This window comes from Streptomyces sp. NPDC006435 (genome assembly GCF_040612315.1).
Taxonomy (GTDB): Bacteria; Actinomycetota; Actinomycetes; order Streptomycetales; family Streptomycetaceae; genus Streptomyces.
The window spans coordinates 13,489-36,180 of the sequence record NZ_JBEXPY010000045.1; the positions used below are offsets into that span (position 1 = coordinate 13,489).

The 22,692-nt window shown below is 71.1% G+C and carries 13 protein-coding genes; 9 read left to right on the forward strand and 4 right to left on the reverse strand.

Annotated features, from left to right (window positions below; all coding sequences use genetic code 11):
- Positions 1–218 precede the first annotated feature (218 nt).
- The 4 genes from ABZZ04_RS31800 to ABZZ04_RS31815 all read left to right on the forward strand — a co-directional run bounded on the left by ABZZ04_RS31800 (position 219) and on the right by ABZZ04_RS31815 (position 4,591).
- Positions 219–1,616 (forward strand): APC family permease, encoded by a 1,398-nt coding sequence (locus ABZZ04_RS31800; RefSeq protein WP_356935692.1) that lies wholly within the window; start codon positions 219–221, stop codon positions 1,614–1,616.
- Between the two features lie 127 nt (positions 1,617–1,743).
- Positions 1,744–2,808 carry an NAD(+)/NADH kinase gene (locus ABZZ04_RS31805; protein WP_356935693.1) on the forward strand — a complete coding sequence of 355 codons (1,065 nt, stop codon included), beginning with the start codon at positions 1,744–1,746 and terminating at the stop codon, positions 2,806–2,808.
- A 100-nt stretch (positions 2,809–2,908) separates the two neighbouring features.
- Positions 2,909–3,562 (forward strand): HD domain-containing protein, encoded by a 654-nt coding sequence (locus tag ABZZ04_RS31810; RefSeq protein ID WP_356935694.1) that lies wholly within the window; start codon positions 2,909–2,911, stop codon positions 3,560–3,562.
- A 153-nt stretch (positions 3,563–3,715) separates the two neighbouring features.
- Positions 3,716–4,591 (forward strand): EamA family transporter, encoded by an 876-nt coding sequence (locus ABZZ04_RS31815; protein WP_356935695.1) that lies wholly within the window; start codon positions 3,716–3,718, stop codon positions 4,589–4,591.
- 174 nt (positions 4,592–4,765) lie between these two features.
- On the opposite strand, the gene ABZZ04_RS31820 is transcribed toward ABZZ04_RS31815, so the two are convergent.
- Positions 4,766–5,356 (reverse strand): lytic polysaccharide monooxygenase auxiliary activity family 9 protein, encoded by a 591-nt coding sequence (locus ABZZ04_RS31820; protein ID WP_356935696.1) that lies wholly within the window; start codon positions 5,354–5,356, stop codon positions 4,766–4,768.
- Positions 5,357–5,608: 252 nt separating this feature from the next.
- Here ABZZ04_RS31820 and ABZZ04_RS31825 point away from each other — a divergent pair, with 252 nt between their 5' ends.
- Positions 5,609–7,090: a glutamate synthase subunit beta gene (locus ABZZ04_RS31825; RefSeq protein WP_356935697.1), complete on the forward strand. Its 1,482-nt coding sequence runs from the start codon at positions 5,609–5,611 to the stop codon at positions 7,088–7,090.
- Positions 7,091–7,153: 63 nt separating this feature from the next.
- Here the strand turns inward: ABZZ04_RS31825 and ABZZ04_RS31830 are convergent, their stop codons facing one another.
- The 3 genes from ABZZ04_RS31830 to ABZZ04_RS31840 form a co-directional block, all read right to left on the reverse strand.
- Entirely contained in the window at positions 7,154–7,651 is a 498-nt protein-coding gene (locus ABZZ04_RS31830; RefSeq protein ID WP_356935698.1) for a nucleoside deaminase, read from the reverse strand.
- Positions 7,652–7,758: 107 nt separating this feature from the next.
- Complete coding sequence (gene cynS / locus ABZZ04_RS31835; RefSeq protein ID WP_356935699.1) at positions 7,759–8,229, reverse strand: cyanase; 471 nt, start codon at positions 8,227–8,229, stop codon at positions 7,759–7,761.
- Between the two features lie 106 nt (positions 8,230–8,335).
- The gene (locus tag ABZZ04_RS31840) at positions 8,336–8,941 is read right to left on the reverse strand and encodes a carbonic anhydrase (RefSeq protein ID WP_356935700.1); all 606 of its coding nucleotides are present in this window, start codon (positions 8,939–8,941) and stop codon (positions 8,336–8,338) included.
- A 122-nt stretch (positions 8,942–9,063) separates the two neighbouring features.
- Between ABZZ04_RS31840 and cynR the strand changes: the two genes are divergently transcribed.
- The 4 genes from cynR to ABZZ04_RS31860 all read left to right on the forward strand — a co-directional run bounded on the left by cynR (position 9,064) and on the right by ABZZ04_RS31860 (position 22,676).
- Complete coding sequence (gene cynR / locus ABZZ04_RS31845; protein ID WP_356935701.1) at positions 9,064–9,966, forward strand: transcriptional regulator CynR; 903 nt, start codon at positions 9,064–9,066, stop codon at positions 9,964–9,966.
- Between the two features lie 561 nt (positions 9,967–10,527).
- Complete coding sequence (locus tag ABZZ04_RS31850; protein ID WP_356935722.1) at positions 10,528–11,394, forward strand: sterol desaturase family protein; 867 nt, start codon at positions 10,528–10,530, stop codon at positions 11,392–11,394.
- Between the two features lie 181 nt (positions 11,395–11,575).
- A complete protein-coding gene (locus ABZZ04_RS31855) occupies positions 11,576–21,004 on the forward strand; it encodes an amino acid adenylation domain-containing protein (protein WP_356935702.1) in 9,429 nt (3,142 codons plus the stop codon).
- A complete protein-coding gene (locus tag ABZZ04_RS31860) occupies positions 20,994–22,676 on the forward strand; it encodes an NAD(P)/FAD-dependent oxidoreductase (RefSeq protein WP_356935703.1) in 1,683 nt (560 codons plus the stop codon). Before ABZZ04_RS31855 ends, ABZZ04_RS31860 begins: the two co-directional genes overlap by 11 nt.
- The last annotated feature ends 16 nt before the right edge of the window (positions 22,677–22,692 follow it).

Consider the following 22,692-nt stretch of genomic DNA (forward strand, 5'->3'; position numbering starts at 1 on the left):
GTACCCGCCGATCCCCGGAGAGGGAAGCGCTGTTAGCGCAAAAACGTCGAATCAGCATCCATGGACAACGAATTCCGAAGGTGAACAGCTCTTGACCTACGGAACTCGTCGGGATTGCATGTCGCGCTGGGAGCGCCGAAACCACTCATCACGTCCTCGTCTGGAGGCGATACCGCTCCCGCGCTCGAATCACCATCACTGTTGATCGGAACCGCACGATGACCGACACGCTCAGCGCTCCCCAGGCGCTCGCCCCAGCGACCGGCCCCACTCCACAGAAGCTCAAGCGTTCCATCGGCGTCGTGGGCGGAACACTGCTCACGCTCTCCTGCGTGACGCCCGCCTCGACCCTCTTCGTGGTCGTGCCGGACCTGTTCTCCAGCCTCGGCACGTACACCGCCCTCACCATCGCCATCGGCTCGCTGCTCTGTATCGCGGTCGCCTTCTGCTACTCGGAGCTCGGCACCCTCATCCCGAGCGCCGGCGGCGAGTACGCCATGGTGTCGACGATGGCGGGACGGCTGGCCGGATGGCTGGTCTTCGTGCTCTCGCTGCTGGTCGTGATGATCGTGCCCCCGGTCATCGCCATGGGGACGGCCGACTACCTCGCGCCCGTCGTGCACATCCCCGCCCCCGTCGCGGGCGCCGGAGTCATGCTCCTCGCCACCCTCGCCGGCCTCCTGGACCTGCGTGCCAACGCGTGGATCACCGGGATCTTCCTCGTCCTCGAAGTGATCGCGGCGGCCGTCGTCGCCGTGCTCGGCTTCGCGCACTCCGAGCGCGGCGCCTCCGCGCTGGTGCACGGATCGGTCGCCCAGCCGGACGGCGGCACGTCGAACGTCACGGCCATGATGGTGATCTCCGGGCTCGCGATCGCCCTCTTCATCACCCAGGGCTTCTCCACGGCCGTCTACCTCTCCGAGGAGCTGGAGAACCCGCGGCGCAACGTCGCGCGCACCGTGCTCGCCACCCTCGCCATCTCCACGGCCGTCATCCTCGTCCCCGTCATCGCCATCACCCTGGGCGCACCGGACCTGGAGGCGCTGACCTCCGGCGACCTCAACACCATGGTCGCCGCCTGGTCCAACTCGGCCGTCGGCACCTTCGTCAGCCTCTGCGTCGCCCTCGCCATCATCAACGCGGGCATCGTGATGGTCATCCAGAACTCGCGGGTGCTGTTCGCCTCCGCCCGCGACAAGGCCTGGCCCGCGCCGGTCAACCACGCCCTGTCCCGGCTCGGCCGGTTCGGCTCCCCCTGGGTCGCGACCCTGATCGTCGGTGTGCCCGGCGCGGCCCTGTGCTTCGTCAACCTGGACACCCTGTACGGCGTCACCGGCGTCTCCGTCACCGCCATGTACCTGCTGGTCGCCGTCGCGGCCCTGCTCTGCCGCCGGGGCGCGCACCGCGAGGCACCGGCCTGGCGCATGCCGCTGTGGCCCGCGGTCCCCGTGCTGCTGATCGTCGTGCTCGCGTACATCCTGACCCAGCAGGAGACCGAGTACCTGCTGTGGACCGGCGGCATCACCGCGGTCGCCACGCTCTACTGGGCGTTCTACCTGCGGCCCCGCAAGGAGACCCACTGGACGGTCAGCATCCCGGAGGACGCGCGGGCCTGACCCTCCCCGGACGCGTTCCGCGCGATGCCCGGCCCGTCGGCGAGCAGTCCCCGCCGACGGGCGGGCATCCCCCCGATGCCCGCACAGTGGGACGAGGACGTCGTCGGAACACGGGAGTCGTGGCGGGATGAGTGTCGAGCGGGTCGGAGTCGTCGTTCACCAGGGCCGTCCCGAGGCCGTCGTCGCGTCGGAGGTCGTACGCGACTGGTGCGCCCGCGAGGGCGTTCCGTGCACGGACATCGACGTGTGGCGCGACGACGCGCGCAGACGCGGCGGACGCGAGGAGGCCGATGTCGCGGGCAACCCCGACCTCGTCGTGACGCTCGGCGGCGACGGGACGTTCCTGCGCGGCGCCAGGATCGCCGCCAAGAACGGCGCCGCCGTCCTCGGGGTCGACCTGGGCCGCGTCGGCTTCCTCACCGAGGTGCCCGCCGGGGAGGTCGTCCGGGCACTCGACGCCGTCCACCGGGACCGGGCGGAGGTCGAGCAGCGCATGACCCTGACCATGCGGGCCTCCCGGGTGCTGGAGGTGCCACCGGACGTCGACGCCCTGATGGCCTACGGACAGCGCCCCGCGCTGCCGCCCCCGCAGATCGCCCCCGGCGAGGAGGCCACGGCGGAGGGCTGGGGCGTGGCACTGGACGTCACCGCGCTCAACGACGTCGTCGTGGAGAAGCTCGCGCGCGACCGGCAGGTGAGCCTCGGCGTCTACATCGGCGGCCGGCTCCTCGCCTCGTACTCCGCCGACGCGGTCATCATGGCCACCCCCACCGGCTCGACCGCGTACAGCTTCGCCGCCGGCGGCCCGGTGGTCTCACCGCGCATGGACGCCGTCCTCTTCACTCCCGTGGCGGCACACATGACCTTCGACCGCACCGTGGTCGCCGCGGCCGACGAACCGGTCGCCGTACGGGTCCTGCCCCACTCGGGACAGGCCGCGGTGACCATCGACGGCCAGCTGCGCGGCGTACTGGGCGCCGGGGACTGGCTCGGCGTGTACGCGGCACCGCACCGCCTGCGGGTCGTCAGGCTCGGCCCGAACGACTTCTACGGACGGCTGCGCACCCGCATGCGTCTCACGGACGCCCCGGCCACGGCCGCCGACGGCGAGAGCGCGCCGCTCTTCCGCCCCGACGGACCGGTCCCGCACGACCTGGCCCATCTCCATCTCTCCCCGGCGGCCAGGGACTGAGGACCGCCCGGCGGACCGGGACCGCGGGCCGGAACCGCCGTACGAAAGAGCCGTACGACGAAGAAGCCGTACGTCCGCGTCGCACGACAAAGGAGTTCTCATGCCGGACAGCACCGACCTCCCCGCCCTCACCACCGTGCCGGTTCCCGACACCGCGCTGGCCTCGGCGGCGACCCAGCTGGTGCGCGACACCACCGACGACCTGATCTACCACCACTCCCGCCGCGTCTACTTCTTCGGCGGGCTCCGGGGACGCCGGGGCGGGCTGAGCTTCGACCCGGAACTGCTCTACGTGGCGGCCATGTTCCACGACCTCGGCCTCGGCGAGGAGTTCCGCGGCAGCGGGCGCCGGTTCGAGGTGGACGGTGCCGACGAGGCACGACGGTTCCTGCAGGGGCACGGGGTGCCCGAGGACAGCGTCCGGCGAGTCTGGACGGCCATCGCGCTCCACACGACACCGGGAATCCCGTCGTTCATGGAACCCGAGGTCGCGCTGGTGACGGCCGGTGTGGAGTACGACGTGCTGGGCATCGGGTACGACGACCTCGATGAGGCGGACCGGGCCGCGATCGTCGCACTCCACCCCCGGCCCGACTTCAAACAGCGCATTCTCAGGGCCTTCACCGAGGGAATCGAAGCCAAGCCGGACACGACGTTCGGCAATGTGAAGGCCGACGTCCTGGAGCGTTACGTACCCGGGTTCGAGCGCGGCAACTTCGTGGACACCATTCTGAACTCCGCCTGGCCCGAGTGACCGGGACGGGCGGGCCACGCGACCCGGACGGCATCCGTCGTTATAGTTGGCGCCTACAGGAAAGCGACGGGCGGTGCGGAGGAACGGCCGTGCGGGGCCGGTGAGTTCGGGTCCCCACCACGCCGCGTTCCCCGCCACCCACGGAAGGGTCACGTGTTGCCGGCCGTCCTCGTCCTGCTGCTCTCCGGCACCTGGCTGCTCTCCGGCGCCCTGGTCACCGGTACCGATCCGCTGATCGTCGCCGTGGGCCGGACCGCCGTGTGCTGCGCGGTGCTCACCGCCGTCGCCGCCACCACCGCGGACGGCCGGGCCGATCTGCGCCGGGCCGCGGCCAGGCCGGGCACCGTCTGGCTGCTGGGCCTGCTCGGATTCGCCGGGTACGCGGCAGGAACCCTCCTGGCCATCCCGCGCATCGGCACCTCGCTCACCAACCTCGTCGTCGCGCTGATGCCGTGCGCATCGGTGGCGGTCGGCGCGCTGTTCTTCGCCGAACGGTCCGGGCCGCGCAAGGTGGCGGGGGCGGTGCTGGCCTGCGCGGCGGCGGCCGGGTACGCGGCGCTCGGCGCGGAAGCGGGCGACGCGGACGGGGCGGGGCTGCTGCTCGTGGCGGCGGCGACCGCCGCCTTCGCCGTGTACGGATTCCTGTACAAGGAACGGCTGTCGGGGCTGCCGCCGCTCGCCGTGCTGCCCGTGCTGCTCGCGGCCGCCACCTGCCTGCTGCTCCCGATGGCCCTGCCCGCGCTGATCGCCCACCCCCCGACACCCGCCGCGACCGGCGGGATCGTCGTGCTGGGCGCGGCCGTCTACGCGCCCGCCTACCTCGTGCAGCACCGGCTCATCCTGCTCCGCGGACCGGTCTTCACGGCCGCCGTGCAGCTGGCCGTTCCCTTCACCGTGCGGCTGGGCGACTGGGCGCTGGGCACCGCGCCCGTCCCCTCGCCGGCCGAGCTGCTGCTCCTCGCGGTGTGCTGCGGCGGGATCGCGCTCGTCACCCTCCGGCCGCGGCCCCGGCTCGCCGCCGCCGAATGACCGCGGGGCCGTCGGGGCGGCGACGCGGTGGTGGGACCGGCCGGGAAAACGGGTCGGCCAGGCCGTTCACGGCCGGACGGGCCTTCCGGGACACGCCCCGGAAGGCCGCCGGGCGGATCCCCTGTCCGGGGCGGGCCCACCCCGGACAGCGGCTCGTACGGGTGCGGACCGGGCTCAGAAGGTGACGTCCGAGCAGGCGTAGAACGCGTTGCCGGTGTCGGCGATCGTCCAGACGCCGAGGATCAGGTGCTTGCCCGACTTCTGCGGCAGGACCCCGGCATGGGTCACGGTGGATGTCGGCAGCCGGCCGCCGAAGGGCACGGTCAGGAACGGCTGGGGGTCCAGGTCGGCCCGGGTGAGGGGCTTGGTGGGGTCGTAGCCGTCCCTGGTGATGTAGTACCGGAAGTCGGTCGTGGCGTGCCGGGCCGAGATGCGCCAGCGGAAGGTGTAGCTCTGCCCGGCGGTGACCTGGGTCGCGGGCCAGTTGCCGCCGCGCGGGTCGTCGAGTTCGGAGAACCGGCCGATGCCGCCGGCGCAGATGGTGCCGTCGACCGGCCCGCGGGCGGGGAAGCCCTTCGGTCCCTCGACGCTCGGCGGCTCCCACTGGATCTGGCCGCAGTTGCGCACGGTGCCGTTGCCGCACAGCTGCTGACGGCTGATGGGGGCGTCGGTGTAGCCGTGGCTCTGTGCGCTGCCGGTGGTGACGAGGAGGGAGGCCCCGGTGATCCCGAGACCGATTACTAACGAGGTGATCCTTCTGCGCATGCTTCGCTCCTGGGGAGGTGTGGGCGCTGAGAGGCGAGTGGGGGACACACGTCCACCCCACTAGGTCTAGACCAACTTCGAGACTAGTCAGGGCGATTGGTCATGTCCATACCATTCATGCGTCGTCGTGCGACCCGCCGGTAACCGCCCCGGCCGGACCGGAGGGGCGAGCCGGTGCGGTGTGCCGGTCGACGGAGCGGGCGTACGCTGACAAAAACGCCTGCACACCGCGAGTGAGCGATGGAGGCGGCCATGACCGACCCGCACGGCTTCCTCAGATTCCCCCGCCGCCCCGTCCCGGCACGGCCGGTCCGGGAACGGCTGGGCGACTGGAACGAGGTCCACGCAGGGCAGGCGCTCCTCCCTCTGGTCCGCGAACAGGCCGGCCGCTGCATGGACTGCGGCATACCGTTCTGCCACCACGGCTGCCCCCTGGGAAACCTCGTCCCCGAGTGGAACGCGTACACGAGACGGGAGGACTGGCGGGCGGCCGCCGAGCGGCTGCACGCGACGAACAACTTCCCGGAGTTCACCGGGCGGCTCTGCCCCGCACCGTGCGAGGACGCCTGTGTGCTCGCCATCGACGCGGCCCCGGTGACCATCAAGAACGTCGAGCAGGCGATAGCCGACCAGATCTGGGAACGCGGGTACGCCGCACCGTGCCCGCCCGCCCGGCCCAGCGGAAGGACCGTCGCCGTCATCGGCTCCGGCCCCGCGGGCCTGGCCGCGGCGCAACAACTCACCCGCACCGGCCACACCGTCACCGTCTACGAGCGCGCCGACCGCGTCGGCGGGCTGCTGCGCTACGGCATCCCCGCGTTCAAGATGGAAAAACACCACCTGGACCGGCGCATCGGGCAGATGCGGGCCGAGGGCACCGAATTCCGTACGGGGGTGGACGTCGGAGTCGACCTCGACGCCGCCGAACTCGCCGCGCGGCACGACGCGCTCGTCGTCGCCGTCGGCGCGGGGGAGCGGCGGGAACTGCCCGTCCCCGGGCGCGAACTGGGCGGCGTCCACCAGGCGATGGACTATCTGACCCTGGCCAACCGGGTCGCCGAGGGCGACCGCCCCTCGCCGGTCGTCACGGCAGAGGGCAGACACGTGGTCATCATCGGCGGCGGGGACACCGGCTCGGACTGCATGGGCACCGCCCTGCGCCAAGGGGCCGCCTCCGTGGTGCAGTTGGACATCAACCCGGAGCCGGGGGAGGAACGGCGGGACGCCGAGCCCTGGCCCGTGCACCCGAAGGTCTACCGGGTGTCCCACGCCCACGAGGAGGCCCGGGTGCGGGAGGGTGCGGACCCCCGGGTCTTCTCCTCGGCCACCCTCAGCTTCGAGGGGGACCGGACCGGCCGGGTGTGCGCGTTGCGCCTCGTGGAGGTGGAGACCGGAACCAGGGCGCCGCTTCCGGACACCGAACACGGCATCCCGGCGGACCTGGTCCTGCTCGCCCTCGGCTTCCACGGCCCCGAACGCGGCACGGGACTGATGCGGCAGCTCGGACTCGCCCTGGACGACCGGGGGAACTTCGCCAGGGACGAGGGCTTCGCGGCCGGGCCGGCGACGGTGTCCGGCGTCTTCGTCGCGGGGGACGCGGGGCGAGGCCAGTCCCTCGTGGTGTGGGCCATCGCGGAGGGACGGTCCGCCGCTGCCGCCGCGGACCGCTATCTGAGCGGCTCCACGGCGCTGCCGGCGCCCATCGCCCCGGGGGACCGGCCCATGACCGCCTGACCGTGCGAACGGGTCCGGGGCCCCCGGGTGCGGTCGGCGGCCCGAGATCCGGTGCCCGGTGGCTCAGCCCGTCGGGGCGCCCGCCACGCGGCGCTCGCCGCCGTTGCGCTCCTGCCACGCCCGGTAGACGTCGACCGCGGCCTCGTGCGGCTCATGGCGCATCGGGAGGCGCCGCTCGTCCCAGCTCTTGGCGAACTCCTCGTAGAAGTTGTCGAGCTCGAAGTACTTGCGGTCGTCCACGTAGTGGGGCTCGTACTCCTCGCGGGTGGTGAGGAAGACGACCTCGTCGGGCGAGCAGTAGTAGAGGGAACCGAGGCACATCGGGCAGGGATGGGCCAGTACGTAGATGGTGGTGCCGGTCAGGTGCTCGGTGCCCAGCTTCCGGCACGCCTCGCGGATGGCGAGGATCTCGGCGTGCGCGGTCGGATCGCCGTTCTGGGCGACCTTGTTCGCCGACTCGGCCAGGATCCTGCCGTCCTTGACGATGACGGTCGCGAACGGCCGGCCGCCCTCGTCGACGTTGCGCCGGGCGAGGCCGATGGTGCGCTGTGCGAAGTCCACGGGATTTCCTTCCGGGAGGGGCGGGCGCGAAGGCGCCCGGTGGGGGCGGGGCGGCCCGGCGGTGTCGTCGGCACGGACCGCCCCGTTTGCCTGTCGGACGGGCCGGGTCAGAAGGGCTTGGTCGGCAGGTACTTGCCGTCCAGGGTGATCACCGCGCGCTCGCCGCCCTCGGGGTCGGCGACCTTCTTGACGTCCAGCTTGAAGTTGATCGCGCTGATGATGCCGTCCCCGAACTGCTCGTGGACCAGGGCCTTCAGCGTGGTGCCGTAGACCTGGAGCATCTCGTAGAAGCGGTAGATCGTCGGGTCGGTGGGGATGCCACCGGGGATGGAACCGCGGGTCGGGATGGTCTGCAGCAGCGCCGCGTCGTCCTCGTCCAGACCCAGCAGCTCGGCGACGGCCGCGGCCGAGGCCTCGGGCAGCGCGTGCTGGCCGAGCACGGCGGCGGTGACGAAGGCGACCGACAGGCCCGCGGCGTCGGCGATCTGCTGCCACGACACGTCCTTGCGCGTCTTGGCCGCGACGGCCTTGGCGGCGAGGTCCTGACGGGCGGTGGCGTCGAACTGTGCGTGCACCATGGGAGGGTTTTCCTTTCGGGGTGTGCCGTTCGCCGGAACGGGACGGAACGGCGGGTTCGGGGCGCGGCTCCAGGACGGGAGCCGTGTGAGGGAAGGCGGGGAGGAGTCAGGCAGTGAGGGCCGGCGGCCGGCCGACGGTGCCGAGCCGGTCGACGGTGCCGGTGGCGATGTCGTAGACCCAGCCGTGCAGGGTGAGCGCGCCGGAGGCCGTGGCACGCGCCACCGAGGGGTGGGTGGACAGGTTCGCCAGCTGGCTGAGCACGTTCTCGCGCACCAGCGCCGTCACCTTCGCGGCCCCCGGCCCGACGGCGGCGGTGCGAGCCACGGAGGCGTCCGCGTGACGCAGCCAGCCGGCGATCGCGGGTGCGTCGCTGAGGTCGTGGCGCTCGGCCAGGGCGGTCATCGCGCCGCAGGCGGAGTGCCCGCACACCACGATGTCCGTGACGCCGAGGACGGCGACCGCGTACTCGATGCTGGCCGCCACACCGTCCGGTCCGGGGGTGTGGGCGGGGACGAGGTTGCCCGCCGTGCGGATGACGAACAGCTCGCCCGGCTCGCTCTGGGTGATCAGCTCCGGCACCACACGGGCGTCGGAGCAGCCGATGAACAGCGTCGTCGGCCGGTGGGTGCCGGCCAGGCGGGCGAAGAGCTCCGCCTTGGCCGGGAAGACGTCCTGCTGGAAACGCGCGATGCCCTCGCTCAGATCGTGCACGGTCACTCCCTTCGGAATCTGCCGGCCGGTGAGGCTGACGAGATCCACCATGCACGACCTGCGTCTATAGCGTCCAAGACGCAATAAACATGACTGCCATCGATGGCATCTATAGTTCTGTCATGGCCCCGGAACTCCGTCATCTGCGCTATCTGCTCGCCGTCGCCGAGCACGCCAACTTCACCCGTGCCGCGGAGGACCTGCGCATCTCCCAGCCGACCCTCTCCCAGCAGATCAAGCAACTGGAGCGGGCCGTCGGCGTACAGCTGCTCGACCGCACGGGACGCACCGTGCGGCTCACCGACGCGGGTGAGACCTATGTGCACTACGCCCGCCGCGCGCTGCGCGACCTGGCGGCAGCCGAGCGCGCCGTGATGGACGTGGCCGACCTGTCCCGGGGGCATCTGCGGCTGGCGGTGACACCCACCTTCACCGCCTACCTCGTCGGCCCGCTCACCGCGGAACTCCACGCCCGGCACCCCGGCATCACCCTGACCCTCCGGGAGATGACCCAGGACCACATCGAAGCCGGGCTGCTGGCCGACGAGACGGATCTCGGGATCGCCTTCCATGGGCCCCATCTGCCCGGCATCGGCGCGGCGGAGCTGTTCACCGAGACCCTCGGCCTCGTCACCGGGCTTCCTCACGCCGGTGACCGCGACCGGCCGCTGCCGGTCCGGGACCTCGCGGAACGCCGACTCGCGCTCCTCAGCGGCGACTTCGCCACCCGCGGCCACATCGACGCCTACTTCTCGGCCCACGGGATCGAGCCGCGGATCGTGGTGGAGGCCAACTCGGTGCAGGCCCTGACCGAGATCGTCGAACGCACCCCGCTGGTCACCGTCCTGCCCGACGCCATCACCCACGACAACCCCCGCCTCGTCCCCGTCCCGCTCGACCCGGCCCTGCCCGCCCGCACGGTCACCCTCCTGCGCCGCGAAGGCGCCTACCGGAGCGCCGCCGCCCGGGCCTTCACTCGCCTCGCGCGCGACCTCGTACGCGCCCGCGGATACGTTTCGGCCTGATGTGGTGTCATGCGCGTCCCGGCCCGACGCGGTGCCGCGCATGTCCCGGCCCGACGCGGTCGTCGCCCCGGCACGGTCGAAGGAATTCGAAAGCCGAAAAGAAAAATCAGATCAGTATTATTAACGGTCATGCTTATGACCGGTTCGGTGATTTACGATTCGTCACTCTTATCCACTCCGTCCAGGGGGAATCGAACGGGCTGATGATTCTTTTCGTGGGTGCTCCGGGTGTCGGCGTGAGGCTTGAATTCGACGGTTGAGGCCGGTGATCGGGGAAAAATTAGTAGGGCGGGTTCGCCCGGCGGTCGCACCCGGATCCATGGGACCCGTGGGGCGACTCGCACCATCCGAGCGGACCAGGATTCATCCGTGCGTGACAGGCGGCGGCCGACGTGCTGTTCCGGCATGCCCCGGGACGGTGCGAAAGGCTTTCTCCTTCCCGGTCCGCGCCCTTCTGTGCTGGTTCCTTTCGTAAAGGTGCTGTGAGTGGAAAATCGTGAGCCGCTGCCCGGCGGTGAACCGGAATCGGATGCCGGTCCCGCCCGCGGGGCCGAGGGATCCCTGCCGCCGGCGCGCGCGGTCCTGCGCGTGTCGGGGTACCCGCTCCTGCTGGTGGGCACGGTCTCGGTGGCCGTCATGGCGCTGTGTCTCGACTGGGACCCCGATCGGGTGAGCCCGTTCTTCCTGCTCGGCGTCATCGGGTATCTCGCTGTTCTCGAACGCCTGATTCCGTACCGGCGCGCCTGGCATCCGAACCCCAGGGAGTGGCGTTGGTACGGCATCTACTTCGCGCTGACGATGGTGGCCAGTGCCGTCGCGCAGTACCTGGTCTCCACGATGGTTTCCCTGATATCCCCGGACGAGCCGATGTTCAATCTCTGGGTGGAAATTCCCGGAGCGTTGTTGACCGGGTCACTCGCCAGTTATCTCGTGCACCGGCTCGGTCACACAAATGCGATACTATGGCGATTCCATGGCGTGCATCATGTGCCGGAAAAAGTCAACGTCGCCAATAATGGCGTCAATCATGTCCTTGATATCGTCCTCGCCCAAGGGTTTGTTCAGCTGGCCCTGGCGCTGGTCGGTTTCTCCCGTGAATCCGTATTCGTCGTCGGGCTTTTCGTGGCCGCCCAGGGATATTTCGTCCACGCAAACATCGACGTACGCATCGGCCGGCTCAACCATGTGTTCGCCAGCCCCGAACAGCACCGGTTGCACCACAGCACCGATCTGTCCGAGGCGGGCCACTACGGTTCCGATCTGTCGATCTGGGACCACGCCTTCGACAGCTACACCTGGCGGCCCGGCCGTGAACCGGTCGCCGTCGGACTCGGCGACCCCGCGACATTCCCCCGCACCGGGGAGATCGTCGCCAGCCTTCTCCATCCCCTGCGCCGTGTGAAGAGGGGCGGGGCCGGTTCCTCCTGAACCACCCCTTCCCACGGGAAACAGCACGGACCCGGGACCGCACCGGTGCACGGCCGCACGGCTCCGAGAGAGCGTACGGCCGGGCATCGGCAGCGCCCGGAAATCCACACCGTTTCCCGTATCCCCTCTTCTCTCTCTTATCCGTGCCGTGCCGCGGCGCCATGACTTGAGGAGTACGACCTTGCCCGACGTGAACAGTGCCTCTGTGAGCGACAAAGTGGCGATCATCGGCATGGGTTGCCGCCTGCCCGGCGGTGCGTCGGACCCCCGCACGTACTGGCAGAATCTCATGGAGGGCAAGGACTGCATCACACCGACACCGTCGAATCGTTACGACGTCGGCACACTCGGCAGCCGGCACAAGGAGAAACCCGGACGGCTGATCGGCGGCCGGGGCGGATACATCGACGGTTTCGACGAGTTCGACCCCGCCTTCTTCGGCATCAGCCCGCGCGAGGCGGACCACATGGACCCCCAGCAGCGCAAACTGCTGGAGGTCGCCTGGGAGGCATTGGAGGACGGCGGCCAACGCCCGGCGGAGCTCGCCGGCAGCAACACCGCCGTGTTCGTCGGGGCGTTCACCCTGGACTACAAGATCCTCCAGTTCTCCGACCTGGGTTTCTCCTCGCTGGCCTCGCACACCGCCACCGGCACCATGATGACGATGGTCTCGAACCGTCTCTCGTACTGCTTCGACTTCCGCGGCCCCAGCCTGTCGATCGACACCGCGTGCAGTTCCTCCCTGGTGGCGGTGCACCTCGCCTGCCAGAGCCTCAACAAGCGGGAGACCGACCTCGCACTGGCCGGCGGGGTGCTGCTGCACATGGCACCGCAATACACCATCGCCGAGACGAAGGGCGGATTCCTGTCACCCGACGGCCGCTCGCGCGCGTTCGACGCCGCGGCCAACGGTTACGTACGGGCCGAGGGCGTCGGGATCGTCGCCCTCAAGCGCCTGGACGACGCCCTGCGCGACGGCGACCCGATCCATGCGGTGATCCTCGGCGCGGGGGTCAACCAGGACGGCCGTACCAACGGCATCACCGTGCCCAACGCGGACGCCCAGGTCTCCCTCATCCGGCGCGTCTGCGGCGAGGCCGGCATCACGCCCGGGGACCTCCAGTACGTGGAGGCGCACGGCACCTCCACCCCCGTCGGCGACCCCATCGAGGCGAACGCCCTGAGCCGGGCACTGGCCGAGGGCCGCAGGCCGGACGCCGCCTGCTACGTGGGCTCCGTCAAGGCGAACATCGGGCACACCGAATCGGCGGCGGGCATCGCCGGGCTGATCAAGACCGTGCTCTGCCTCAAGCACCGCCTCATCCCGCCCCACATCAACCTGGACCGGGTCAACCCCGCCATCGACCAGGCCACGTCCCCGTACCGCATCCCGGTCGAGGCGACCCGGTGGCCCGAGCACGAGGGCCCCGCACGGGCCGGGGTGAACTCGTTCGGCTTCGGCGGCACCAACGCGCACGTCGTGCTGGAGGAGGCACCCGTACGGGACGCACGGCCGGGCGAACCCGACGAACGGGCCTGGAACATCCTTCCGCTGACCGCCCACACCCCGGAGGCGCTGCCGGAGGTGGCGGCCGGGATCCGCCGCGAGCTGGCGGGGGAGAACGGCACCGAGGTGTCGCTGCCCGACCTCGGCCACACCCTGGCCCGGCGCCGCCAGCACCTGGACTCGCGGCTCTCCGTCGTGTACTCCTCGCGGGCCGAACTGGACGAGGGGCTCGCCGCGTTCCTCGACGGGGAACCGCGCCCCGGCATCACCCACGGCAGACGGCTCGACGCCGAACAACGCGGCCTGGTCTGGGTCTTCACCGGAATGGGACCGCAGTGGTGGGGGATGGGACGCCAGCTGTTCGAGGGCGACGAGGTGTTCCGGGACACGGTCGCCCGCTGCGACCGGATCATCCGCTCGATCGCGGGCTGGTCCCTGATCGAGGAGATGAACGCCGACGAGTCCGGGTCGCGCATGGGCGAGACCTGGCTCGCACAGCCCGCCAACTTCGCCGTACAGGTGGGACTGGCGGCCATGTGGCGCCACTACGGAGTGCGGCCCGACGCCGTGGTCGGCCACAGCACCGGTGAGGCCGCCGCCTTCTACGAGGCGGGGGTCTACACCCTGGAGGACGCGGTCAGGATCGTGCTGCACCGCAGCCGGCTCCAGCAGAAACTGACGGGAACGGGCACCATGCTCGCCGTGAGCCTGCCCGAGGCGGAGGCCCAGCGCCGGGTGGCCTCGTACGGGGACCGGGTGTCCGTGGCGGCGGTCAACAGCCCGTCGGCGGTCACCCTGGCCGGTGACCGGGACGCACTGGCCGAACTGGCCCGGGAACTGGAAGCGGAGCAGGTTTTCGCCAAGTTCCTGACGGTGCAGGTGCCCTACCACAGCGCGGGCATGGAATCGATCAAGGACGAGCTGCTGGCCTCGCTGGACGGCATCACCCCCCGGGCGGCGACGGTACCGGTCTACCTGACCGGACAGGAGGGCACGGCGCACGGCACCGAACTGGACGCGGACTACTGGTGGAAGAACGTCCGCGACCGGGTCCGCTTCCGCGCCGCCGTCGACCGGCTCGCCGACGACGGGTACGGCCTGTTCCTGGAGATCGGCCCCCACCCGGTGCTCGCCCACTCCATCCGCGAGTGCCTGGAGAACCGGGGGACGACCGTCCGGACCCTGCCGTCGATCCGCCGCCAGGAGAACGAACCGGAACGGTTCGCCACCTCGCTGGCCGAACTCCACAACCTCGGCGTCCCCATCGCCTGGGACGCCCTCCACCCGGCGGGCAGGCCGGTGACCCTGCCCCGGTACCCGTGGCGGCGCGACCGCTACTGGACGGAGCCCGCACCGGTCGCCCAGGTACGCCTCGGCCAGGTGGACCACCCCCTGCTGGGCCGCCGCACGACGGACACCGAACCCACCTGGCACGCGACCCTGGACACCGAGCGACTGCCCTACCTCGACGACCACCGCATCCAGTCCACGGTGGTCTTCCCGGCGGCCGGGTACCTGGAAATGGCCATCCAGGCCGTCCGCTCCCTGACCGGCGGCACCCATGCCGTGCTGACGGACATCGAGTTCCGCAAGGCCCTGTTCCTGCCCGAGGGCGAGGACCGGGACGTGCGCCTGACCCTCTCGTCGCAGAACGCGGCGTTCACGATCGCGTCGGCCGGGCAGGACGAGAACGACCGGGCGGTGCACGCCGGCGGCGTCGTACGCTCCGGACAACCGCGCCCCGCCGGACCCCCGACCGACACCGGGGCCCTGCGGGCACGCGCCCGGCGCAGGCTGACCGGGGAGGACTGCTACACGGCACTGGCCGCCCTGGGCTACCACTACGGTGCCGCGTTCCGGGCCATCGAGGAGGTGTGGATCGGCTCCGGCGAAGTGCTCGCCAGGCTCCGTCCGCCGGCGGCGATCGGCGACGACGCGGCCGGACACCACATCCACCCCGTGCTGCTCGACGCCTGCTTCCAGTCACTGCTGGCGACACGGCTCGCCGACGACGGGGCCGGGGGGACACCGGACGGGCCGCCCTCCGGCATCCGCCTGCCACTGTCGATCGACGAGATGTGCCTGGCCCCGGTGGGGGACCGGCCGATCTGGGTGCACGCGACGGTGACCCGCGAGGACGCGGACGAACTCGTCGGTGACATGACCGTCCACACGGACGACGGCGAAACCCTCGGCACCATCCACGGCTTCCGCGCCGCCGACGTGGAGAAGGCGTCCACCGCGGTCGGCCTCGGCACGATCGACTCCTGGCTCGCCGAAACCGTCTGGACCGACAGGCCCTTCGCGTCGGACGGGAACGCCGCCCCGGCCGAGGCCGGTGCCGAAGAGGTGTCCGCCGACGGCGACTGGCTCGTGTTCGCCGACGGCCGGGGCGTCGGCGACGCCCTGAGCGCCCTGCTCACCGAGCGCGGCGGACGCTGCCGCCTGGTCCGTCCGGGAGACACGTACCGGAGGAGCGACGACGGACGGGAGTTCACCGTCGCCCCGGACTCCGCCGCCGACCTGGAGCGGCTCCTCACCGACCTGGCCGACGGAGAGCAGGGCACGACATCCGCGGGCACCGTCGTCCACCTGTGGAACCTCGACCTGCCGCACCTCGACGACGCCACCCCGCAGGACCTCGTACGGCACAGCGGGACCGGGGCGTACTCACTGATCGCCCTCGCCCGCACACTGCTCCGCCGCGGTGCGACGGGCCGGCTGCACATCGTGACCCGCGGCGCGCAGCCCGTGGAACCCGGCGAGAAGGTCGAACCCCTGGGAGCGCCCGCCTGGGGCGTCGGCCGGGTGCTCAGGCACCAGGAACTGACCTCCCACCCCGGCAAGCTGATCGACCTGGACCCCGGCACACGGGGCGAGGACGGACACCGCGCCGAGGCCCGGGCCCTGCTGCGGGAACTGCTGAACGACGACGAGGAGGAGATCGCGCTGCGCGGCGCGAACCGCCTCACCAGCAGGATCCGGCAGGCCGAGGGGCTCACCCACCCCCTCCCGCTGAGGTTGCGCACCGATGCCAACTACCTCGTCACCGGAGCCTTCGGAGCGCTCGGCCGGCTGCTCTGCCGGACGCTCGTGCGACGCGGGGCGCGCAGCCTGATCCTGATCGGACGCACCGCGCTGCCGGAGCGCTCCGCCTGGCGCGAGCTGGACCCCGCCGGCGCCCCGGGCCGTGCCGCCGCCTTCGTCAGGGAACTGGAGGCGCTCGGGGCGCGGGTCGTCCTGGCACCGCTCGACATCACCGACGAGGCCGCGTTCACCTCCTGGCTGGAGACCCACCGCAGCACCGACCCGCTGCCGGTCCGCGGGGTGTTCCACCTGGCGGGCCAGGTCCGCGACACCCTCGTCCCGGACATGGACCGGCAGACCTTCGCCGACGCCCACGACCCCAAGGCCGTCGGCGCCTACCTGCTGCACCGCCATCTGCGCGACGAACCGCTGGACCACTTCGTCCTGTTCGCCTCGATCGCCTCGCTGCTGACCACGGCGGGCCAGACCAACTACGCCGCGGGGAACGCGTTCCTGGACGCGCTTGCCCAGCACCGCCGGGCGCTCGGCCTGCCGGGCCTGAGCCTGGACTGGGGGCCGTGGGCCACCGGCATGATCGAGGAACTGGGACTGGTCGGGCACTACCTCCACAGCCGGGGGATGAGCTCGCTCGCCCCCGACGTCGGCATGGCGGTCCTGGAACGCGTCATCGGCCAGGACCGGCCCCAGCTGCTCGTCGCGACGGTCGTGGACTGGCCGGTGTTCCTGGCCTGGTACGCGACACCGCCCGCGCTGGTGGCCGAGCTGGCGCGGACGGCCCCGGCCGGGAAGGCCGACGGGACGGGCGAGGGCATCCTCGACCTCTTCCGCGCGGCGGACGCGGCGGAACGCCTGGCCCTGGTGGCCGGGCGGTTCACCGCCCTGACCGCCTTGGTGCTGCGGACCGGCCCGGAACGGATCGACCCGCAGGCAGGGCTCAACGCGCTGGGGCTCGACTCCCTCCTGGCGATGGAACTGCGCGCCCGGCTCGGCTCCGAACTCGGCGTCGCCCCGCCCGTGGTGGCACTGCTCAGCGGCACCCCGGTCGGCGAGCTGATCCAGCAGCTCCACGACGGCCTCGCCGAGGCGGTGGCCCACGAGGCGGGCGGGGACGGCGCGGGCGAGGTGGAGGTGTTCGAGGACGAACTGCGCCACCCGCTGACGCAGAACCAGAAGGCCCTGTGGTTCCTCCGGCAGCTCAACCCCGACGGCTACGCGTACAACATCGGCGGCGCCGTCGAGGTCCGGGTCGAGCTCGACCCGGACCTGATGTTCGAGGCCGTCCGCTGCATGGTCGCCCGTCACCCCGCGCTGCGGACCAACTTCCTCACGGTGGACGGCGTCCCGCTGCAACAGGTCTCGCCGGACACCGAACCCGACGTCGCGCTGTTCGACGTGCAGGACCAGGAGTGGGAGGACATCCACAGCACGATCGTGGCCGAGTACCGCAGGCCCTACGACCTCGAGCACGACCGGCTGTTCCGCTTCCGCCTCTTCAAGCGCGGCCGTGACCGCTGGGTGATCATGAAAGCGGTCCACCACATCGTCTCCGACGCGATCTCGACGTTCACCTTCATCGAGGAACTCCTCGCGGTGTACGAAGGACTGCGCCAGGGGCAGGCACCCTCGCTGCCGCCCGTCACCGCGCGCTACCTCGACTTCCTGAACGCCCAGAACCGCTTCCTGGCCGGACCCGCGGCACCGCGCATGCTCGACTACTGGCGCTCCCACCTGCCGGCCCAGGTGCCGACCCTGGAACTGCCCGTCGACAAACCCCGGCCCGCCGTGCAGACGCACAACGGGGCGTCGGAGTTCTTCGTCCTGGACACCGGTCTCAGCGCCCGGGTGCACGAGCTGGCCCGCGAGCACGACGTGACCCCGTTCATGGTGCTGCTGAGCGCCTACTACCTGCTGCTGCAGCGCTACTCGGGCCAGGACCAGGTCATCGTGGGCAGCCCGGTGACCGGCCGGACCGAGCAGGACTTCGCCTCGGTCTACGGCTACTTCGTCAACCCGCTCCCGCTGCACGCGGACCTGTCCGGCGACCCGACGACCGCCCAGTTGCTGCAACAGGTGCGGACCACCGTGCTGGGCGGGCTGGACAACCAGGAGTACCCGTTCGTCCTGCTGGTGGACGAGCTCGGGCTCCAGCACGACCCGAGCCGCTCCGCGGTCTTCCAGGCGATGTTCATCCTGCTCACCCACAAGGTCGCCACCGAGAAGTACGGCTACCGGCTCCAGTACATCGAACTCCCCGAGGAGGAAGGGCAGTTCGACGTCACGCTCTCCGTCTACGAGGACGAGGCGGAACACCGCTTCCACTGCGTGCTGAAGTACAACACCGACCTGTTCCTGCCCGAGACCATGCAGCGGATGGCGGCGCACTACACCACCCTGCTCGACAGCATGACCAAGGCACCGGCCGACCGTCCCACCAGCCGGCTGGAGATGACCGGGGCCCAGGAACGCGAGCTGCTGGTCGGCGAATGGAGCGGCGCCCGGAACGCCGCGGCACGACAGCCGGGGACGGACCGCCCGCGCCCGGTGCACCGGCTGTTCGGCGAGGTCGCCGCCCGCCGCCCGGACGCCGTAGCCCTCACCGTTCCGACCCGCCACGGCACGCCCCACCGGATGAGGTACGCGGAACTGGACCGCAGGTCCGGGGAGCTGGCCCGCCGGCTGCGAGGACTCGGCGCGGGCAGCGGCTCCGTGGTGGCGCTCTGCCTGGAGAAGTCGCCGGAGCTCGTCGTCGCCCTGCTCGCGGTGCTCAAGACCGGTGCCGCGTACCTCCCGGTCCCGCCCGACCACCCGGCCGACCGCGTCGCCCACACGGTACGCAGCGCGGCCGTCACCCTCGTCGTCGTCGAGGACGACACCTGCCGGGACCGGATGGCGGGACTCCCGGCCCGGACCCTGACACTGCGGGAACTGCACGAGACGCCCCTCGGGGAGGACGGGCCGAGAACCACGGGGCCCGCCGACGACGAGGCGTGCCTCGACACGCCCGCGTATGTCATCAACACCTCCGGCTCGACCGGCCTCCCCAAGGCCGTGCAGGTGAGCCACCGGAGCCTCGCCTCGGCCTACTGGGCCTGGCACCAGGAGTACCGGCTGGACCACGACGTGCGGGTGCACCTCCAGATGGCCGCCCCGTCCTTCGACGTCTTCACCGGCGACGTGGTGCGCGCGCTGTGCTCGGGCGGCAACCTGGTCCTGGTCGACCGCGACCTGCTCTTCGACACCGAGCGCCTGTACACCACCATGCGCGAGGAACACGTCGACTGCGCCGAATTCGTGCCCGCCGTCGTACGCGGCCTCATGGACCACTGCGAACGCGAGGGACGACGGCTGGACTTCATGCGCCTGCTGATCGTCGGCTCCGACGTGTGGAAGGCGGGGGAGTACCGGCGGCTGCGCGGACTGTGCGGACCGGACACCCGGCTGCTCAACTCCTACGGGGTCACCGAGGCCACCATCGACAGCGCCTTCTTCGAAGGCCCCCTCGACGACCTGGAACCCGGACGGACCGTGCCCGTCGGACGGCCCCTGGGCAACAGCACGCTGCACGTGCTCGACCGCCACGGCGAACCCGTACCGCCCGGGGTGCCGGGCGAACTGTGGATCGGCGGCGACGGCGTCGCCCTCGGCTACGCCGGCGACCCGGAACTGACCGCCCGCCGCTTCGTCACCCGCACCCTGAGCCGGGAACCCGGCGCAGGCCCCGAACGCCTCTACCGCAGCGGCGACGCGGCCCGCTGGGACGCCGAGGGCCGGATCCACCTGCTCGGACGCATCGACGGCCAGGTGAAGCTCCGCGGCCACCGGATCGAGATCGGAGAGATCGAGGCACACCTCGCCCAATGGCCCGCACTGGCCGGCGCGGTCGTCACGGTCCGCCCCGACGCCCGGGGCGAGGGAATGCTCTGCGCCTACTGCGTACCGGCACCCGGCACGGAACTGGACCGGCGCGCGCTGCGCCGGCACCTCGCCGACCTGCTGCCCGCCTACATGGTTCCCGCACACTTCACCGCCCTGCCGCGGCTGCCGCTGACCGCCAACGGAAAGGTCGACCTCGCCGCCCTGCCCGAGCCCAGGCCCGACGCCGACGACGAACCCGAGGAGATGCTCAGCACACCGTTCGAAGTGAGCATGGCCCGGCACTGGAGGGAACTGCTCGGACTGGAACGGGCCGGTCTGGCACACGAGTTCTTCGAAGTCGGGGGCAGCTCGATCAAACTGATCGAGCTCATCCACCGGCTGCGCAAGGAATTCGGCGTCGGCATCCCCGTCAGCCTGCTGTACCGGGTCACCACCCTGCACGGCATGGCCGCGACCGTGGAACGCCTCGCCACCGGAGGGGACTTCGACGACCTGCCCTGCCTGAGCTTCAACAGCGACCGGGAACCCACCGTGTTCTGCTTCCCGCCCGCGGGCGGCCACGGCCTCGTCTACCGGGAGTTCGCCCACCGGCTCCCCGAGTACCGGCTCATCGCCTTCAACTACGTCCCCGGTGCGGACAAGGTGGTCCGCTACGCCGACCTCGTCGAGTCCCACCGGCCCGAGGGCAAGTGCCTGCTGCTCGGCTACTCGCTCGGCGGGAACCTCGCCTTCGAGGTGGCCAAGGAACTGGAGGGCCGCGGCCGCGAGGTCGCCCACGTGATCGTGCTGGACTCGTACCGCATCATCGAACCCTACGAACCCGGTCACGAACACATCGAGACCTTCGAGGCCGAACTCGCCGAACACCTGCGCAAGCACACCGGTTCGGATGCGGTCGCCCGCGAGACCCTCGACCACGCCGCGGAATACCTGGCCTTCTGCGGCCGCACCCCGAACCTCGGCGAGGTGGCCGCGACCGTCAGCGTCGTCACGGACGAGGAGAAGACGGAACTCTACGCCGCCGGCGCACGCGGCACCTGGCACGGCAGCTCGACCACGGCCACCGCCGTGCTGCGCGGCTCGGGCATCCACGCCGACATGCTCGACCCCAAGCACGTGACCCGCAACGCCGAGCTGGTGCGCGGCATCATCCGGGAGGGCGCGAGCGATGTCCGCTGAGACGGCCGACCCGTGGAGCACCCGGGAAGGGGGAAAGGACGGCAGCCCCCGCGTCATCGTGATCGGCGCGGGCGTCGCCGGGATGTCCACCGGGTGCTACGCGCAGATGAACGGGATGCGGTCCCGCATCTTCGAGAAACACGTACTGCCCGGCGGCTGCTGCACGGCCTGGTCGCGCGACGGATACATCTTCGACTACTGCATCGAATGGCTGATCGGCACCGCCGCCGGCAACGAGGCCAACCAGGTGTGGCGTGAGCTGGGGGCGCTCGACGGCAAGAGCATCACCAACTTCGAGATGTTCAACCGGGTCGTCGACGAGACCGGGCGGGAAGTGGTCTTCTACAACGACCCGGACCGCCTGGAGCGGCACCTGCTCGAACTCTCGCCCGCCGACGCCCGGCCGATCCGCTCGTTCTGCCGCGACCTGCGCCGGTTCCTCGACATCGAGCTGTACCCGTTCCTGACCGCTCCCGCACTGCGCACCGTGCGCGAGCGGGCGTCGATGCTGCGCACCGTCCTGCCCGCCTTCCGCCTGTTCTGGCGCACGGCGGCCACCCCGATGCACGAATTCGCCGACCGCTTCCAGGACCCGTTGCTGCGCCGGGCGTTCCGCAACATCTTCTTCCAGGACCCCGAGGGCTTCCCCCTCCTGCCGTATCTGTTCAACATGGCCGGCGCCCACCACGACAACGCCGGTTTCCCGCAAGGGGGTTCACTCGGCCTGGCCCGGTCGATCGAGGATCGCTACACCGGGCTCGGCGGGGAGATCACCTACCGGGCACGGGTCGAACGGATCCTGGTCGAGGACGGGCGCGCCGTCGGGATCGAACTGCGCAACGGCAGGAGGTACTACGCCGACCACGTCGTCTCGGCCTGCGACGGCCACACCACGATCCACGGCCTGCTCCAGGGCCGCTACACCGGACCGCGGATCGACAAGCTGTACAACGAACTGCTGCACCGCCCCGGCACCCTGTTCCCCGCCGTGGTCTCGGCCTTCGTCGGCATCGAGGGCGACCTGGGCCCCGACCGCGCCCACAGCACCACCTACCTGCTCCCGCCCGAGGACGCCGCGCGACTGCCCGGCGCCCTGCAGGGCAGCGTGGTGGTCCAGCTGCGCTCCGACTACTCGGACGGATTCGCCCCGCCCGGGAGGTCGGTCGTCCACTGCACCTACTTCAGCGACTTCGGGTACTGGAAGGACCTGCGCGCCGCCGACCGCAAGGACTACCGGGCCAAGAAACGCCAAGTCGCCGAATTCGTGAGGGAATTCCTGGAACGCCGGATGCCGGGCACCGGCGAGCGCATCGAACTGGTCGACATCGCCACCCCGGCGACGACCCGGCGCTACACCGGCAACCACGACGGCTCCATCCTGGCCTGGAAGGCGTTCTCCGACGCCGACGACATCGCGGCCAAGCTGGTCGGCAAGGACCGCATGCGCCTGCCCGGCCTGGGCGGATTCTCCATGGCGGGCCAGTGGGTCGGCATGGGCGGCCTGATCCGGGCCGCCTCCACCGGCCGCTTCGTCGTCCAGTACCTCTGCGACGAACTGGGGCGCGGATTCACGGCGTCCGAGAGCCCCGGCACCGGGCCCTGGCATCCCGGAAAGCTGGGCCGGCTGCCCCAGCTCGACAAATGGTCCGCGCGCGGGGACATCCACACATGAGCCGCGCGGGGGAAAT